Here is a 16,270-nt window from a genome sequence, read left to right as displayed (position 1 = left end):
CCGGTTACTCTCAGAGCATGACCGCTTCCGCCGTCTCGCTCGATTCCATCCGTACGGAGGTGGACCGCGCACTCCGGGAGTTCCTCGACCGGCAGCGACCACACTTCGGTGACCCTCATCTGGCCGCCCTGCTGACCGCCGCGGAGGACTTCCTGGCCGGCGGCAAACGGCTGCGCCCCGCCTTCTGCCACTGGGGGTGGCGGGCCGCCGGCGGCGGCGACGACCCGGGGCTGCACGCCGCCGCCGCCTCGCTGGAGCTGCTGCAGGCGAGCGCGCTCGTCCACGACGACGTCATGGACGCGAGCGACGTGCGCCGGGGCATGCCGTCCGCGCACCGCCGATTCGAGCGGATGCACACCGAGGCGGGCTGGCACGGCTCCGCGCGGCAGTTCGGCGAGGGCTCGGCCGTGCTGCTGGGGAACCTGCTGCTGGTGTGGTCCGGGGAGATGTGGCGCACCTGCGGCCTGGCGCCCGAGGCGCTCGCCGCCGCGCAGCCGATGCACGACCACATGCTCACCGAGCTGATGTGCGGGCAGTATCTCGATCTGCTCGAACAGGCTCAGGGCGAGAGCACCTACGACAGCGCGCTGCGGGTGGCCCTCTACAAGAGCGGCAAGTACTCGGTCGAGCAGCCGCTCCGGCTCGGACTCGTCCTCGCCGCCCGGGCCCCGCACGCGTGGATCGACCGGCTCTGCGTGCAGTACGGCCAGCAGGTGGGCATCGCCTTCCAGCTCCGCGACGACATCCTCGGCGTGTTCGGCGACCCTGCGGAGACCGGCAAGCCCGCCGGGGACGACCTTCGCGAGGGCAAGCGGACCGTCCTGATCGCGCGCGCGCTCGCCTCGGCCACCCCCGCCCAGGCGGCGGTCGTACGGTCCCTTCTCGGCGACCCCGGGCTGGACGCCGAGGGCGTCGGGCGGCTGCGCGCGGTGATCGAGGAGACCGGCGCGCTGGCCGCGTGCGAGGACATGATCAAGCGTTATCTCGACGACGCGCTGCACGCCCTCGACCACGCGCCGATCGAGGAGGAGGCCCGCGCGGCGCTGGCCGGCCTCGCCGTCGCCGCCACGTCCCGCCGCACCTGACGGCGCGGGGCAGGACCGGTGGCGGCCCCCCGTGCGCCGCGTCCCGCGTGACGGGACGCGGCGCACGGGGGGCTCAGAGGCGGCTCAGAGCGGGACGGCGGACAGCCGGGCCTTGAGCGCGGCGGCGGCGGCGCCCGGGTCGTCGGCCTCGGTGACGGCCCGGACGACCACCGCCCGGCGCACGCCGTGCGCCATCACCTCGTCGAGGTTGCCCAGGTCGATGCCGCCGATGCCGAACCACGGCCGGTCGGTGCCCAGGCGCGCCGCGTGTTCCAGCAGCGCGGGGCCGGGCGCCGGGCGGCCGGGTTTGGTGGGCGTGGGCCAGATCGGCCCGCAGCAGAAGTAGTCCACCCCCGGCTCCACGGCGGCGGCCGACGCCTCCGCCGCCGAGTGCGTGGACCTGCCGATGAGCACGCCGGAGCCGAGGATCTCCCGGGCCACCGGGACCGGGAGGTCGTCCTGCCCGAGGTGCAGGATGTCGGGCCGGGCGGCGAAGGCGACGTCCGCCCGGTCGTTGACGGCCAGCAGCGCACCGTGCCTGTCGCACGCCGCGCGGAAGACCTCGAGCAGGTCCAGCTCCTCGCGCGCCTCCAGGCCCTTCTCCCTGAGCTGGACGATGTCCACTCCGCCGGACAGGACCGCGTCGAGGAATTCCTCCAGGTCGCCGCGGTCCCTCCTGCCGTCGGTGCAGAGGTAGAGCCTGGCCTGCGTGAGCCGCTGTCGCCGGGTGTCAATCACCCGACCACAATGCCATGGGGCCGTACGGTCAGAAACCCAGGGCCTGGGCCCTGCGCTTGACCTCGGTGTGCCGGCCCTTCACGATCGCGTCGATTGGGGACCCCGGCAGCGAGTCGTCCGGGGTGAACAGCCACCGGATCGACTCCACCTCGTCGTACCCCGCGTCGGCCAGGAGCGTCAGCGTGCCGGGCAGGCCCTTGAGCACGTCGCCGCCGGCGATGAACACCGCGGGGATCTGCGGCTCGCCCCCGCCCCTGCGGGCGCCGGCGAGTTTCTTGTCCTTGAGGAGTTGCTTGGCGCGGCCCATGCTGAGCCCCAGCCTCTTGGCGGCCTCCGAGAGGGGGAGCCACTCCCCTACGAGCTGGTCGGTCTCCCGGTCGATCTGCGCAACAGTAAGCGTCACGGAACCACCATTACCACAGGCGGGCCGCCAGGAAACACCTCGATTACGTCATAATGCAGTCGCGGAGCGGGACGGCCGGGTCGGCCACCCGCCGAGGGTCGAGCCGCTGGCCGCCCTCGACGAGCCTGCGACCCTGCACCACGTCGCGCGGCCGGTCCACGGTGAGCACCGCGGCGAGCGTGTCCTCGGCCGTCAGCCAGCACACCGCCCACTTCTCGTCCGTACGCGGGTCGCCGCGCAGCAGCACCCGGTCACCGGCCTCCCGGTGCCCGGCGAACTGCACCATGTGGCCGAACTGCTCCGACCAGAAGTACGGCACGGGGTCGTAGACCGCCTCCTCGCCCAGGAGGGTGGCGACGGCCGTGTCGGGAGCCTGGAGCGCGGTGTCCCAGTGCTCGACCCGCAGGCGGGTGCGGAACCTGCGCGACCACCAGTTGGCGCAGTCCCCCACCGCGACGACGTTGGGCAGCGACGTGCGCAGGTGCTCGTCGACCACCACCCCGTCGTCGAGCCGGACGGCCGAGCCCTTCAGCCAGTCGACCGCGGGGCGCACCCCGACGCCGGTGACGACCACGTCCGCCGGCACCCGGGCGCCGGACATGAGCGTGAGGCCGTCGGCGTCCACGGTGCCGACCATCGCGCCGAGGCGTAGTTCGACGCCCGCCCGCGCGTACCAGCCGATGGTGTGGCTGCCGACGGCGGGGCCGAGCGCCACGGCGAGCGGGCTCTCCCCCGCCTCCACGACGGTCACCGCGCACCCGGCCCTGGCCGCGGCGGTGGCGACCTCCGCGCCGATCCAGCCGGCTCCGACCACGGCCACGCGGGCGCCGGGGACCAGCCGCTCGCGCAGCGCCAGCGCGTCCTCTATGGTGCGCAGCACGTGCTGGCGGCCCTCGCCGCGCAGGCGGATCGGGGCGGCGCCGGTGGCGATGACCAGGCCGTCGTACTCCAGCTCGCCCTCGGTCGTCTCCAGCACGCCGTCGCGCAGGCCCTTGGCCGCCGTGCCGAGGCACAGCCGTACGTCGAGGGCGTCGAGGTCGGAGTCGACCACCGTGGAGTCGGTCTCTCCGAGCAGCACCGCCTTCGACAGCGGCGGCCGGTCATAGGGGCGATGGTGTTCCTCGCCGATGAGCGTGATGCGGCCGGTGAATCCACGGGCCCTCAACGCCTCGATGCTTCGCACGCCGGCCAGGCCGGCACCCACCACCACGACGTGATCCACAGCTTGACCATAGATTGTCAGCGGGGGCCCTGGCCAACGGGCCCCTCATAACGAGTTGGGCAAGTAGCGCGCACTTCCCCGGGGGCCCACGTTGTGAAGGAGGCCCTTACTCCACCGGACGACGCGCGTGCGGATCTTCGTCGCGCGCGGCACGCGGCGTCCGCCTGCCAGGTGGCGGCGGACGGCCGCCGGCGATCGGCCATGACGGGCGGCGTACTACGCTGGTGGGCGTAAGACGCGCGGGAGCCCGGCGGACCGGGCTGAGAGGAGAGCGGGAGGCTCTCGACCGCCCCGACCTGATCCGGGTAATGCCGGCGAAGGGAGCGCGGTGTGCCCCCCACATACGACGTCGTGATCGCCGGCGGCGGCGTGGCCGGCCTGGCCGCGGCCTGGCGCACGGTTCGCCGGGGCCTGTCGGTGGCGGTGGCGGACCCCGCGCCCGGAGGCGGCGCCACCCACGCCTCGGCCGGGATGCTCGCGCCGGTCAGCGAGGTGACCTACACGGAGGAGCCGCTGCTGCGGCTCGGCCTCGCGTCGCTGGCGGCCTGGCCGCACTTCCGCGCCGAACTCGAGGACGAGAGCGGCGTCGAGCTGGACTACCGGACCGAGGGCACGCTGGAGGTCGCCCGCGGCGCGGACGACATGGCCTATCTGGACGACCTGGCGGCCTTCGAGCGGACGCTCGGCCTGCGGGTCGAGCGGCTCACCGGGCGCGAGTGCCGTTCCTTCGAGCCGATGCTCGCCCCCTCCGTACGCGGCGGGCTGCTGGCCCGCGACGACGCCTGGGTCAACCCGCGCAGGGTCGTGCGGGCCCTGCGCACCGCGTTCGAGAAGGCGGGCGGCACGCTGGTCGCCGACCGCGTCTCCGGGATCGACGCCTCAGGGACGGGCGGTGCGTCCGTACGGCTGGCGTCCGGCGAGGCCGTCGCGGCGGGCCAGATCGTCGTGGCGGCAGGATCGTGGTCGGCGTCCCTGCTGCCCGGCCTGCCGGTACGCCCGGTCAAGGGCGAGATCCTCCGGCTGCGCGGGCCCCGGGGGTTCCTCACGCGGTGCGTACGGGGGCTGGTGCACGGCTCCCCCGCCTACCTGGTGCCCCGGGGCGACGGAGAGATCACGCTGGGCGCCACGGCGCAGGAGCTGGGGTACGACGCGCGGGTCACCGCCGGCGGCGTGTACGAGCTGCTGCGCGACGCCCGCGAGCTGGTGCCCGGCATCACCGAGCTCGAACTGACCGAGACCACGGTCGGCTTCCGCCCGGGCACGCCCGACAACCTGCCGCTCATCGGCCCCGCCGGCCCGCCCGGCGTGTTCGCGGCGACCGGGCACGGCCGCAACGGCGTGCTGCTGACCCCGATCACCGCCGACGCCGTCGCGGCGCTCCTCACCGGCGACGAGCCACCCCCGGTCACCGGGGCCTGCCATCCAGGGAGATTCAGCAAGTGAAAGTCACGATCAACGGAGGCACGGCCGAGCTGCCCGAGGGCGCCACGGTCGGCGACGCCGTACGGACCCTCACGTCCCTCATGTCCGGGGTCGCGGTGGCCCTGAACGGCGAGGTGGTGAGCCGGAGCGCCTGGGACTCCACTCAGGTGGCCGACGGCGACGGCGTCGAGGTGCTGACGGCGGTGCAGGGAGGATGAGCATGACCGACGACGTCTTCGTGCTGGGCGGGGAGAAGTTCACCTCGCGGCTCATCATGGGCACCGGCGGCGCGCCGTCGCTGGAGGTGCTCGACCAGGCGCTGGAGGCGTCCGGCACCGAACTGACGACCGTCGCGATGCGCAGGCTCGACCCGGCGTCGCGCGGTTCGGTGCTGGACGTGCTGCGCGCCCGCGGCGTCAAGGTGCTGCCGAACACCGCGGGGTGCTTCACGGCCGGGGAGGCCGTGCTGACCGCCCGCCTGGCGCGTGAGGCCCTGGAGACCGACTGGGTCAAGCTGGAGGTCATCGCCGACGAGCGCACCCTGCTGCCCGACCCGATCGAGACCTTCGACGCCGCCGAGCGGCTGGTCGCCGACGGCTTCGTCGTGCTGCCGTACATCGGCGACGACCCGGCGCTGGCCCGCAGGCTCCAGGACGCCGGGTGCGCGGCGGTGATGCCGCTCGGCGCCCCCATCGGCTCCGGACTGGGCATCCGCAACCCGCACAGCATCGAGCTGATCGTCGAGGCCGCCACGGTCCCGGTGATCCTCGACGCCGGCATCGGCACGGCCAGCGACGCCGCGCTGGCGATGGAGCTGGGCTGCGACGCCGTGCTGCTGGCCAGCGCCGTGACGCGGGCGCACCGGCCGGACCTGATGGCGGCGGCCATGCGGCAGGCGGTCACGGCCGGGCGGCTGGCCAGGCTCGCGGGGCGCATCCCCCGCCGCCGCTACGCCGAGGCGTCCTCCCCCGACCGCCCGTCCTGAGCCCGCCGCGTCCACCACACAAAGGCGTCCCCCGCCCGTCCGGCGTGTTCGCGCCGGCGGGCGGAGAGGTGCGGGAATCCGCGTCTGGTAAGCCCGGTTTTCGGATTAGACACGGCTTTTCGGGCGGCGCGGAGGGCTGCCGAATAGGTCTCGGTTTGGGATTCGGGAACACGCCCGGCGGCAAATCACCCGTAAACTCTGGCGAGTGGACACGACGCTGACCGACCCGCTCGTGGGGCAGTTGCTCGACGGGCGCTACCGCGTCGAGTCCCGGATCGCCCGGGGTGGCATGGCCTCCGTATATCTTGCTCTGGACGTCCGGCTCGACCGCACGGTGGCCGTCAAGGTGATGCACCGCTCGCTGGCCGAGGACCCGCAGTTCGTGCGGCGGTTCATCGGCGAGGCCAAGTCGGTGGCGAGCCTCTCGCACCCGAACATCGTGCAGGTCTTCGACCAGGGCACGGACGGGGCGCACGTCTACCTGTCGATGGAGTACGTGCCCGGGCGGACGCTGCGCGACGTGCTGCGCGGGCGCGGCCGTCTCCCGGCGCGCGAGGCGCTGGAGATGGTCATCCCGGTGCTCGCCGCCCTCGGCGCGGCCCACCAGGCGGGGCTCATCCACCGGGACGTCAAGCCGGAGAACGTGCTGCTCGCCGACGACGGCCGGGTGAAGGTCGTGGACTTCGGCCTGGCCCGCGCGATCGAGGCGACCAACCAGACCAAGACCGGCATGATGATCGGCACGATCGGCTACATGTCGCCCGAGCAGGTCACGACCGGCACCGCCGACGCCCGCAGCGACGTGTACGCCGCCGGGATCATGCTGTTCGAGCTGCTGACCGGGCGGCAGCCGTACGCGGGCGAGACGCCGATGTCGATCGCCTACCGGCACGTGCACGAGACCGTCCCCGCGCCGTCCTCGATCGCGCACGACGTGCCGCCGCCGATCGACGCGCTCGTCGCGGCGGCCACCGACAAGGACCCCGCCGCGCGCCCGGCGGACGCGACCGCCATGCTCGTCGCGGCCGTCGAGATCCACCGCACGCTGCCGCGGACCGGGCACACCGGCGCGCACGCCGCCCCTTACGGAGCCCACGACACCGGCACCCACACCAGCGCCCACAGCGGCGTACGGACGGGTGCGCACCGGACCCTCCCGCCGCCCGGCGGGGCCTCGCCGTTCGGCACGTCGCAGCACGCGCGCCCGGAGGCCGAGCCGCCGGTCGGCCAGACGATGATCCAGCCGCGCTCGGAACTGCTGACCGGCGCCGGTGGAGCGGGCCGGCGGCGACGGGCCAGGGTCAGGCCCGTGTGGTTCCTCGCCTCGCTGGCCCTCGTCATGGTGGCGGGCATCGCCTTCACCGGTTGGTGGTTCTCCCAGGGGCGCTACACGACCGTGCCCGATCTGGTGAACCAGAACATCACGGTCGCCAGGCAGGAGGCGCAGAAGGCCGGCTTCGAGGTACGGATCGGCAAGGCGAGGTTCGACGACAAGGTGCCGAAGGACATCGTCCTCGACACCGAGCCCGGCGCGGGCGCCGAGGTGGTCAAGGGCGCCGTCCTCACCCTGATCCCGTCGGCCGGCCCGGAGACGATCCCCGTGCCGAAGGTCGAGGGCCTGAGCCTGGCGGACGCCCGGGCGAAGGTCGCCGAGGTCGGGCTGACCCCCGGCCGGGTCAGCAAGAGCGCGAGCGACACCATCCCCCGCGACCAGGTCATCCGTACCAACCCGCCGGTGGGCAAGCGCGTCAAGAAGCGCGGCGTGGTCAACTTCGTCGTCAGCGCGGGACTTCTGATGCCGGACGTCACGCAGATGATGCGCGACCAGGCGGAGAAGATCCTGCGCGACAAGGGCTTCAACGTCCAGATCGACGAGACCACCGACGACGCCCCGCCGGGCACGGTGATCGCCCAGGACCCGTCCGGCGGCGCCGAGGTGGTGGCCGGGGCGACCGTCCACCTGACGGCCTCGCGCGGCCCGGACCAGGGCTTCCGCTGGCCGTGGGAGACCGACCCCGCCGACCCCGGCCAGACCCCGCCCACCGTCGTCAACGTGCCCAACGTGATGTTCAAGTCCGTCCACGACGCGGTGAACGAGCTGAAGGCGGCCGGTTTCAAGGTCAACGTCCGCAAGGTGGTGGGCACCGACCGCGTGGTCGGTGAGAAGCCGCTCGGTCAGCAGCCGCCGGGCACCACCATCACGATCTGGCACTGACGCCCCCGCCGGTCATCCGGTCGCGTACGGCCACCACTCGTGGCCGTCGTCGCGCCCCGACCGGCGTCAGGCGGCGTCGGGATCGGCTCCCCTGAGGATGTAGAGGTCGTCGCCGAGATGGCTCAGGGGGTGAGGGTGCCGAGGAGGCGGAGGCGGGCGAGGCCGCCGTCGGGGTAGATGTCGAGCCGGGCGTGGGTGACCCTGTGGTCGTCGTCGAGGCGGAAGCGGTGACGGGTGTCGGGCTGCAGGCGGGTCCTGGGCAGCAGCGGGAACCAGGCGTCCTCGTCCTCCAGCGGCGCCCGGTCCGCATCCGCGCCCTTCAGCGACGCCCAGCCGGGGGCGTTGAAGATCAGGTTGGCCGTGTCGATCTCGGCGACGGCCACCCGGCCCGGCCCGGCCAGGGCGACCACGAGCCAGTCGTTGCCGCCGTCGCGGCGGCGCGCGGTCTCCCAGCCCTCGGACTGGTCGCGGGCCAGGCCGGGCGCGAGGACGTTGTTCGGCGCGGAGTAGAACTCGTCGGAGCAGGCCGTGACCAGGCCGCCGTTCTCCAGCGCGGCGAGGTCGACGGTGAGGCCCTCCAGGAAAGCGCGGTCGGGTACGACCCGCCCGTGGACCCGCAGCCGCGCGACGCCGCCGTCGGGGAGGATGTTCAGCCGCACGTGCGTGAAACGGCGGGGGTCGGTCACGGCGAACTCGTGGACCGCGTCACCCTTCAGCGGGCTCTTCGGCACGATCTCCACCCAGCCGTCCAGCTCGTCCGGCGAGGGGTGGCCCTCGGCCGCGCACGCCTCGACCGACGCGTACGGCGGGTAGTTGCCGCGGAACCACGCGGTGTCCACCACCACGCCCCGGATGATGCCCGGCAGGCCGAGCCGGACGATCGCCCAGTCGTGGCCGGGCGCACGCCGCCGCCGGGTCTCCCAGCCGTCGTAGACCTGGCCCTTGGCGCCGAAGGTGTGCGGCCGGAACTCGGCCGGCCCCGGCCTGATCAGGGCCTCCCGTTCGGCGAACGACTCGTCGTTTGCGGCCACGACCGACCCGCCGTACGTGCGCAGGGCGAGGTCGGGCAGGCGGGTGAAGCCGGTCATCGCGCTCCTCGGATCAGCAGTCGTCCGCGCGGGGCGGCGAAGTCGACGGGCACGCCGCGCAGCCAGGTGGTGCGTACGACGCCCGCGAGCCGCGCGCCGTGGTAAGGGGACACCGGGTTGCGGTGGTGGAGCGCCGCCACGTCGACGGTGAACTCCGCGTCGGGGTCGAAGGCGACCAGGTCCGCGTCGTCGCCCACCCGGATCGCCCCCTTGTGCGGCAGGCCGGCCAGGCGGGCCGGTCCCCCGGCCATCCAGCGCGCCACGTCGGTCAGGCCGTGGCCCCGGGCGCGAGCCGCCGTCCACACGGCGGGCAGGCCGACCTGGAGCGAGGAGATCCCGCCCCAGGCCGCGGCGAAGTCGGGCACCTTGAGGTCGGGCGTCGACGGGGAGTGGTCGGAGACGATCCCCATGAGCACCCCGTCGGCGAGCGCCCGCCACAGCGCGTCGCGGTTGGCGGCCTCCCGGATCGGCGGGCAGCACTTGTACGCGGGCCCGGTGACCTGCTCCGCCGCCAGGGTCAGATAGTGGGGGCAGGTCTCGGCGGTGACGCGCACCCCCGCCGCCTGCGCCGCGCGCAGCGGTTCGACGCAGGCGGCGGCCGACACGTGCACGATGTGCGCCCGCGCGCCCGTCTCCGCCGCGAGGGCGATCACCTGCTCGACGGCCCTGCGCTCGGCCTCCTGGGGGCGCGACCTGAGGAAGTCGCCGTACGCCGGGCCGCGGGGGTCGGACAGCAGGCCGGGGTCCTCGGCGTGCGCGATCAGCAGGCCGCCGAAGGCCGCCACCTCCGCCAGCGCGGCCCGCAGCCCCTCGCGGTCGAGCGCCGGGAACTCGTCCACCCCGGACGGCGAAAGGAAGCACTTGACGCCCGCCACACCGGCCTCGTGCAGGGGCCGCAGGTCGGCGAGGTTGCCGGGGATCGCACCACCCCAGAAGGCGACGTCCACGTGGCACCGCCCCTCGGCGGCCTTCCGCTTGACCTTCAGCGCCGCCACGTCCACGGTCGGGGGCAGCGAGTTGAGCGGCATGTCCACGATGGTGGTCACGCCCCCGGCCGCCGCCGCTCTGGTGGCGGTCGCGAAGCCCTCCCAGTGAGTACGGCCGGGCTCGTTGACGTGCACGTGGGAATCGACCAGCCCGGGCAGCAGCGGCAGTTCGCCGAGGTCGGCGGACTCCTCCGCCGCCGGTGGATCGTCGTAGGGACACAGGGCGGCGATCACACCCCCGCGTACGGCGACCGCGAGCGGACGCTCCCCCTCCGGGGTCACGGTCCGCCGGGACCTCACCACCAGGTCGTACGGTTCCCCCACGCGCCACTCCTCATGTCGTGAGATGCCAGGCGGCGACCCGCGCCGCGAGCTTCTCCAGCAGCGGCCCGGCCTCGGCCATGCAGCGGCTCACGTCGGGCTCGACGTCGGTCAGCGCGTACGCCGCCTCGATGCCGGCCGCCCGCAACTCGTCGTCGCCCACCGACCGCCGGCCGCAGACCGCGACGACCGGCACGCCGTGCTTGGCCGCCGCCGCCGCGACGCCCACCGGGGCCTTGCCGCGCAGGGTCTGCTCGTCGATCGAACCCTCACCGGTGACGACCAGCCGGGCGCCCTCGACGTGCCGGTCGAACTCCTCGAGGTCCAGCAGATAGCCGATGCCCGGCCGGATCTCGGCGTTCAGGAACGTCAGCGCGCCGAAGCCCACCCCGCCCGCGGCCCCGGCCCCCGGCCGCCCGGCCACGCCCATCGCACGGACCACGCCGTCGTGCTCGGCGGCGCCCGCGAGGCCGTGGGTGTGCGCGGCCACGGCCGCCAGCCGGGCCAGCCCGGCCTCCAGCACGGCCACGTCCTGCGGGCTCGCCCCCTTCTGCGGGCCGTACACCGCCGCCGCGCCGTACGGCCCGAGCAGCGGGTTGTCCACGTCGCTCGCCACGATCACCTCGAACCCGCGCAGGCGTCCGGAGACGTCGACGGTGTGCAGGTCGCGCAGCGCGGCCCCGCCAGGCGGCAGGTCGTTCCCGGCCGCGTCGAGCAGCCGTACGCCGAGGGCCTGGGCCATCCCCGCGCCGCCGTCGGTGCAGGCGCTGCCGCCGAGGCCGAGCACGACGCGGGTCGCGCCGTGCCGTACGGCGTGGGCGACGAGCTCACCGGTGCCGCGGCTGGTGGCGGTCAGCGGCGCCGGATCCGCCGGTAGCCTGCGCAGGCCCGACGCCTCGGCCAGTTCGATCACGGCGACCCGTGCGCCGGGCTCGTCGCGTACGGCGTAGCTCGCCGTGACCGGGTTCCCGGCGGGCCCGGTCACCTCCGTCGCGACCCGGGTGAAGCCGCTCGCCACGACCGCGTCGACGGTGCCGTCGCCCCCGTCCGCCACCGGGAGCTCGACGACGGGCACGTCACCCAGACCGGCGGCCACGTGCGCGGCGACCTCGGGCGCCGTGAGCGACCCGCGAAACTTGTCCACCGCGATGACGACGTGCCCTGTCATGCCCTGCTCCCTCGGTCCGTCCGGGATGTCTCAGACATGATCTCCGATGGTCAGGCGGCGATGGGCGGCGGCCCCGGCCCGCGCGGCCTCCTCGCCGGAGACCGTGCGCAGCTCGCCGCCCGCCACGACGGTCCGGCCGCCCACCAGCAGCCGTTCCAGCGGCGGCGTGGCGCCGTACGCGAACGCCACGACGGGATCGTCGATCGCGGCGTGGAAGCCGCCGAGCCGCCACAGCGCGACGTCGGCGAGCTTGCCGGGCTCCAGCGAGCCGATCTCGGCCTCCCGGCCGAGGCAGCGGGCGCCGCCGAGTGTGGCCATCTCCAGAGCCTGGCGGGCGGTCAGCGCGCGCGGGCCGTACCGGGCCCGCTGCGTGAGGACGGCCATGCGGATCTCCCCGGCAAGCGGGGTCATCTCACTGGAGGCCGCGCCGTCGACGCCCAGCCCGACCGGCGCGCCCGCCGCCAGCAGATCGGTGATCCGGGCGATGCCCGCACCGAGACGGCCGTTCGACGACGGGCAGTGGGCCGTGCCCGTGCCGGTCTCGGCGAAGCGCCGCACGTCCTTGTCGGTCAGGTGGACGCAGTGGGCGAGCCACACGTCCGGGCCCAGCCAGCCGAGGTCGTCGAGGTACTCGACGGGCAGCACGCCGAACTGTTCCCTGCAGTGCTCGTCCTCGTCGGCCGTCTCGGCCACGTGCGTGTGCAGCCGTACGCCGTGGGAGCGCGCGAGGTCGGCCGAGCGGGTCATGAGCTCGCCGCTGACCGAGAACGGCGAGCAGGGGGCGACCGCGACGCGCAGCATCGACCCGAACGACGGATCATGATATTTCCGGATCGCGTCGTCGGTGGCCCGGAGGATCTCGTCGATGTCCTCCACGACCTCGTCCGGCGGCAGGCCACCGCGCGAGGCGCCCCGGTCCATCGACCCCCGGCAGGGGTGGAAGCGCAGCCCGACCCGGCGCGCGGCCTCGATTTCCGCCTCGAACAGGTCTCCCCTGCCCTTCGGGAAGACGTAGTGGTGGTCGGTGGAGGTCGTGCAGCCCGACAGGGCCAGCCAGGCCAGGCCCGCCGTCGCGGCGCCCGCCACCACCTCGGCGTCCATGCGGGCCCACAGCCGGTAGCTCGCCACCAGCCACTCGAACAGCGTCCCGTCCGGTGTCACCCCCTGGGACGCCCACTGGTAGAGGTGGTGGTGGGTGTTGACCAGGCCGGGGGTGGCGAGGCAGCCGGTGCCGTCGACGCGTTCGGCCCCCTCGGGAACGGTCGCCGCCGGGCCGGGGCCGACCGCCGTGATCAAACCGTCCTCCACGACGACGTGACCGGACGGGATCTCCTCTCCCACGACCGGGACGACGTGGGCGTTCTCGATGACCACTCGTCGTGGTGCGAGATCACGCAATGGATACTCCCAGGTCAGATGGTGCGAGCGCCGTGATCACGGAATGCTCCGGCGCAGGTCACGGCGAGTGCGTGCGACGAACTACAAGATCACGGCGTGGGGTGGCGGCGGGCTGCGGCGAGGCGGACGGCGTCGAGGATCTTCTCGTATCCGGTGCAGCGGCACAGGTTGCCCGCCAGGGCCTCCCGGATGTCGGCGTCCGGCGGCACCCCGTCGGCGCCCGCGAGCAGCGCGTGGGCCTGGACGACGAGACCGGGGGTGCAGAACCCGCACTGCACGGCCCCCGCGTCCACGAACGCGCGCTGCACCTCGTGCAACCCGCCGTCGGCTTCACCGTCCGGCCCGCCGCCGGCGGCCAGGCCCTCGACCGTCACCACCTCGCGCCCCTCCGCCTGACCGGCGGCGACCAGGCAGGCGCAGACCGGCGTTCGGTCGAGATAGACGGTGCAGGAGCCGCATTCGCCCTGCTCGCAGGCGTTCTTGGCGCCCGGCAGGCCGAGCCGCTCACGCAGGACGTACAGCAGGCTCTCGCCCTCCCACACGTCGTCGGCCGTCATCGGGCGGCCGTTCACGGTCACGTTCACCCTCATCACGCGCTCCCCCTGAGGTCGTCCCACGCCCAGCCCAGCGCGCGGCGCGCCATGACGGCCAGCGCGTGCGTGCGGTAGGCGGCGCGGCCCCGCACGTCGTCGATCGGCGCGGCGGCGGCCGCCACGAGTTCGCCGAACCGGCGGGCCACGGCGGGATCGAGCGGGCCGCGGCCGTCCCAGTCCAGCGCGCCGGACGCGAAGTCCTCGGCGTCCGGGGCGCGGCGCGGGGTCGGCGCGGCCGAGCCGATACCGGTGCCCACCCGCCGCTCTGCGGGCTCCAGCGCGGTCGCGAACGAGCACACCGCGATCACCATGGCGTTCCTGGTGCCGACCTTGGAGAAGTACTGCGGGCCGGTGGCGGCCGGGACGCGCACGGCGTGGATCAGCTCGTCGGGCGCGAGCGCGTTGCGTTTCACGCCGGTGTAGAACTGCCGGATCGGGATAAGCCGGGCGCCGCGCACCGACTCGGCCTCCACGACCGCGCCGCAGGCCAGCAGCGGCGGGTGGCTGTCGCCCGCGGGCGAGGCCGCCCCGAGGTTGCCCGCGACCGTGCCCCGGTTGCGGATCTGCGGCGACCCGACCGTACGGGACGCCTGGGCCAGACCGGGCAGATCGGCCCCGAGCTCGGCGATCAGCCGGGAGTAGGTCACGCCCGCGCCCACGCGGATCTCGACGCCCTCCCGCGACCACTCCCGGAGCTCGGGGATCGGCGTGAGGTCGAGCAGGGCGGCCGGGCGGCCCTTGTCGAGGTTGATCTCCACCATGACGTCGGTGCCGCCCTGGATCGGCGTGGCCTCGGGCCGCTCGGCCTTCAGCGCCAGGGCCTCCGCCCAGGTCCGCGGTCGCAGGAAGTCCATCGGCTACTCCCAGGCCGGGCCGGCGCCGGGCGCGTCCTCGCGCAGCACCGCGCCCTCGATCAGCCCGTACGGCCGGTCGGCGGCGAAGAAGACCTCGCCGTCGTTGTCCAGGCCGAAGGGCGCGAGGTCCACCAGGAAATGGTGCTTGTTCGGCAGCGACAGCCGCACCTCGCAGACCCCCGGGCACTCGGCCAGCACGCGGGTGCCCATCGCGTACAGCGTCTGCTGCAGCGACAGGCTGTAGGTGTCGGCGAATGCCGCGAGCAGGGCGCCCCGGGCGTTCTCATACGTCTTGTCCCAATCATGGGAGCAGTCCTGGGAGACGTCCGCGTGCCGCCACGCGGCGTCCACAGCGGTGGCGAGGACGCGGTCGCGGGTCTCCGGCAGCGTCGTGTACTCGTCCTTCGCGAAGCCCCAGAACTCCGAGTTGGTCGTGTTCAGCACGACGAGGTCGCGCAGCCCGGAGACCACCCACGAACTCGTCCCGTCGTGGTGGGCCACGCAGGTGCGGACCTCACGGCCGCAGCGGACGAACGAGTGCCCGAACGCGCCGTTACGCTCCCAGGCGTGCTCCTCGATCGCGACCCTCGCGTGGTGGATCGCGGGCTGGGAGTCCACGAAGTGGCGCGCCAGCAGCAGCGCGAAGTCCTCACTCGCCCCGACGCCTTGCTTCTTGGCGAACGCGAAGACCGTGTTCTTCTGCGTGTCGGTGGGCAGGACGGCGGAGTTGTCCCCGGTCAGGTGGACCTCGGTCATGTCGCCCGACAGCGCCGTGCTGACGGTGAGGTCCTTGATCCGGTGGGCGTCGCCGTGCCGGGTCACCCGCACGACCCTCGTCTCGGCCTTGCCGTACCTGTTGGGCCCCAGAACGGCCACGCTAGCTCCCCCGGTAGGTCGAGTAGGCGAACGGGCTCAGCAGCAGCGGCACGTGGTAATGCTCGCCGGCCTCCCTGATGGCGAACACGACGCTCACCTCGGGGAAGAACGCCTCGTCCCCCAGGTAGGCGCCGGTGTCGAACACGAGCCGGTAGGTCCCCGGGCGGGGGTCCCCTGCCGGGTCCCACTCCCGGCCCAGCGGGGTCCACTCCCGGATGCGGCCGTCGCCGTCGGTGCGGCCCTCCGCCACCGGCACGAACCCGTGCGCGGCGCGCCGCGACAGCCGTACGAACACGTCCTTGGCCGGCCGCCCGGCGGCGGTGTCGAGCACGTGGGTCGAAAGGCTCACCGGCCCTCCCAGAGCTTGGCCAGCCGCAGATCGACGATCTTCGCCAGTTCCTCGCGGACGACCTTCCGCTCGGTCTCCTCGTCGTGGCCGAGCCGCTCGTGCAGCAGTGCCAGCAGCTCGCCGGCGGTCCGTCCGGCCGCGCAGACCAGGTAGACGTGGCCGAAGCGGCTCTCGTAGGCGGCGTTGCCCTCGCGGAGCGCGCCGAGCACGTCCCCTCCGGCGTCCGCGGTCCCGGCCTGCTCGGCGCGCGACCACTCGGCCTCGCGTCCCGCGCCACCGGGCCGCTCGCCGATGCGCGGATGCGCCGCCAGCGCCTCCAGCACGTCGTCCCGGTTCAGCACCGCGAGGGCCGACTCGCTCGCGCGGCAGAGCCCGTCGAGATCCTCGTACGGCCCGCGCGCGGCGACCTCCTCCACCCAGGTGGTGGAGGAGCAGCAGGACCGCAGGTCCTCGCGGCTGAGTTCGCGCATGCCCGTCAGTCAACCGCCGCGCCGCGGCGGGATCCAGCGGCGCGAAGTCCGAACCCCGCGCCCTGCTCCGGGGGCCGCTTTGTACGTTGTGACAAAG

Annotated in this window: 17 protein-coding genes and 1 riboswitch; of the genes, 5 read left to right on the top strand and 12 right to left on the bottom strand. The window is 74.0% G+C overall.

All coding sequences use genetic code 11. The features are described 5' to 3' along the window. The first annotated feature begins 17 nt into the window (after window positions 1–17). Window positions 18–1,085 carry a polyprenyl synthetase family protein gene (locus HHX41_RS02680; protein WP_182904653.1) on the top strand — a complete coding sequence of 356 codons (1,068 nt, stop codon included), beginning with the start codon at window positions 18–20 and terminating at the stop codon, window positions 1,083–1,085. An 84-nt stretch (window positions 1,086–1,169) separates the two neighbouring features. Here the strand turns inward: HHX41_RS02680 and thiE are convergent, their stop codons facing one another. Genes thiE through HHX41_RS02665 form a run of 3 tightly spaced genes read right to left on the bottom strand, consistent with a single transcriptional unit; the run spans window position 1,170 to window position 3,448 of the window. Next, window positions 1,170–1,823, bottom strand: a complete 654-nt coding sequence (gene thiE, locus HHX41_RS02675) for a thiamine phosphate synthase (protein WP_182904652.1) — start codon at window positions 1,821–1,823, stop codon at window positions 1,170–1,172. A gap of 28 nt (window positions 1,824–1,851) precedes the next feature. Then, window positions 1,852–2,226: an Rv2175c family DNA-binding protein gene (locus tag HHX41_RS02670; RefSeq protein ID WP_169978608.1), complete on the bottom strand. Its 375-nt coding sequence runs from the start codon at window positions 2,224–2,226 to the stop codon at window positions 1,852–1,854. 43 nt (window positions 2,227–2,269) lie between these two features. Next, the gene (locus tag HHX41_RS02665; protein WP_182904651.1) at window positions 2,270–3,448 is read right to left on the bottom strand and encodes an FAD-dependent oxidoreductase; all 1,179 of its coding nucleotides are present in this window, start codon (window positions 3,446–3,448) and stop codon (window positions 2,270–2,272) included. A gap of 229 nt (window positions 3,449–3,677) precedes the next feature. Then, window positions 3,678–3,788: riboswitch (TPP riboswitch) on the top strand. Here HHX41_RS02665 and thiO point away from each other — a divergent pair. The 4 genes from thiO (at window position 3,779) to pknB (ending at window position 8,070) form a co-directional block, all read left to right on the top strand. Continuing rightward, window positions 3,779–4,891, top strand: coding sequence for a glycine oxidase ThiO (gene thiO / locus HHX41_RS02660; RefSeq protein WP_182904650.1), 1,113 nt, complete (start codon window positions 3,779–3,781; stop codon window positions 4,889–4,891). Its footprint overlaps the riboswitch before it by 10 nt. Then, window positions 4,888–5,088, top strand: a complete 201-nt coding sequence (gene thiS, locus HHX41_RS02655; RefSeq protein ID WP_169978614.1) for a sulfur carrier protein ThiS — start codon at window positions 4,888–4,890, stop codon at window positions 5,086–5,088. Before thiO ends, thiS begins: the two co-directional genes overlap by 4 nt. A gap of 2 nt (window positions 5,089–5,090) precedes the next feature. Next, window positions 5,091–5,855, top strand: a complete 765-nt coding sequence (locus HHX41_RS02650) for a thiazole synthase (protein WP_182904649.1) — start codon at window positions 5,091–5,093, stop codon at window positions 5,853–5,855. Between the two features lie 205 nt (window positions 5,856–6,060). After that, window positions 6,061–8,070 (top strand): Stk1 family PASTA domain-containing Ser/Thr kinase, encoded by a 2,010-nt coding sequence (gene pknB, locus HHX41_RS02645; RefSeq protein ID WP_182904648.1) that lies wholly within the window; start codon window positions 6,061–6,063, stop codon window positions 8,068–8,070. A 122-nt stretch (window positions 8,071–8,192) separates the two neighbouring features. On the opposite strand, the gene alc is transcribed toward pknB, so the two are convergent. The 9 genes from alc to uraD all read right to left on the bottom strand — a co-directional run bounded on the left by alc (window position 8,193) and on the right by uraD (window position 16,173). Next, entirely contained in the window at window positions 8,193–9,158 is a 966-nt protein-coding gene (gene alc, locus HHX41_RS02640) for an allantoicase (protein WP_182904647.1), read from the bottom strand. After that, window positions 9,155–10,468 carry an allantoinase AllB gene (gene allB / locus HHX41_RS02635; protein ID WP_182904646.1) on the bottom strand — a complete coding sequence of 438 codons (1,314 nt, stop codon included), beginning with the start codon at window positions 10,466–10,468 and terminating at the stop codon, window positions 9,155–9,157. The genes alc and allB overlap by 4 nt, the downstream gene beginning before the upstream one ends. Window positions 10,469–10,478: 10 nt before the next feature. After that, entirely contained in the window at window positions 10,479–11,633 is a 1,155-nt protein-coding gene (locus HHX41_RS02630) for a glycerate kinase (RefSeq protein ID WP_182904645.1), read from the bottom strand. Window positions 11,634–11,663: 30 nt separating this feature from the next. Then, window positions 11,664–13,031, bottom strand: a complete 1,368-nt coding sequence (locus HHX41_RS02625) for an 8-oxoguanine deaminase (RefSeq protein WP_220503636.1) — start codon at window positions 13,029–13,031, stop codon at window positions 11,664–11,666. Between the two features lie 89 nt (window positions 13,032–13,120). Further along, window positions 13,121–13,621, bottom strand: coding sequence for a (2Fe-2S)-binding protein (locus HHX41_RS02620; protein ID WP_169978626.1), 501 nt, complete (start codon window positions 13,619–13,621; stop codon window positions 13,121–13,123). Next, window positions 13,621–14,478, bottom strand: coding sequence for a xanthine dehydrogenase family protein subunit M (locus HHX41_RS02615; RefSeq protein ID WP_182904644.1), 858 nt, complete (start codon window positions 14,476–14,478; stop codon window positions 13,621–13,623). Before HHX41_RS02615 ends, HHX41_RS02620 begins: the two co-directional genes overlap by 1 nt. A 3-nt stretch (window positions 14,479–14,481) precedes the next feature. Continuing rightward, window positions 14,482–15,354 carry a factor-independent urate hydroxylase gene (gene pucL, locus HHX41_RS02610; protein WP_182904643.1) on the bottom strand — a complete coding sequence of 291 codons (873 nt, stop codon included), beginning with the start codon at window positions 15,352–15,354 and terminating at the stop codon, window positions 14,482–14,484. Window position 15,355: 1 nt separating this feature from the next. Next, window positions 15,356–15,703, bottom strand: coding sequence for a hydroxyisourate hydrolase (uraH, locus tag HHX41_RS02605; protein WP_169944691.1), 348 nt, complete (start codon window positions 15,701–15,703; stop codon window positions 15,356–15,358). Then, the gene (gene uraD, locus HHX41_RS02600) at window positions 15,700–16,173 is read right to left on the bottom strand and encodes a 2-oxo-4-hydroxy-4-carboxy-5-ureidoimidazoline decarboxylase (RefSeq protein ID WP_182904642.1); all 474 of its coding nucleotides are present in this window, start codon (window positions 16,171–16,173) and stop codon (window positions 15,700–15,702) included. Before uraD ends, uraH begins: the two co-directional genes overlap by 4 nt. Window positions 16,174–16,270 lie beyond the last annotated feature (97 nt).

The sequence above is a fragment of the Microbispora sp. H13382 genome, from assembly GCF_014161445.1.
GTDB lineage: Bacteria > Actinomycetota > Actinomycetes > Streptosporangiales > Streptosporangiaceae > Microbispora.
This window is presented reverse-complemented; position numbering and strand designations above follow the sequence as displayed.

Excerpts from the sequence above, each read along its gene's own strand:
- HHX41_RS02680 (WP_182904653.1), top strand. The coding sequence starts at position 18 with ATGACCGCTTCCGCCGTCTCGCTCGATTCCATCCGTACGGAGGTGGAC.
- HHX41_RS02650 (WP_182904649.1), top strand. The coding sequence starts at position 5,091 with ATGACCGACGACGTCTTCGTGCTGGGCGGGGAGAAGTTCACCTCGCGG.
- alc (WP_182904647.1), bottom strand. The coding sequence starts at position 9,158 with ATGACCGGCTTCACCCGCCTGCCCGACCTCGCCCTGCGCACGTACGGC.
- HHX41_RS02630 (WP_182904645.1), bottom strand. The coding sequence starts at position 11,633 with ATGACAGGGCACGTCGTCATCGCGGTGGACAAGTTTCGCGGGTCGCTC.
- HHX41_RS02620 (WP_169978626.1), bottom strand. The coding sequence starts at position 13,621 with ATGAGGGTGAACGTGACCGTGAACGGCCGCCCGATGACGGCCGACGAC.
- HHX41_RS02615 (WP_182904644.1), bottom strand. The coding sequence starts at position 14,478 with ATGGACTTCCTGCGACCGCGGACCTGGGCGGAGGCCCTGGCGCTGAAG.
- uraD (WP_182904642.1), bottom strand. The coding sequence starts at position 16,173 with ATGCGCGAACTCAGCCGCGAGGACCTGCGGTCCTGCTGCTCCTCCACC.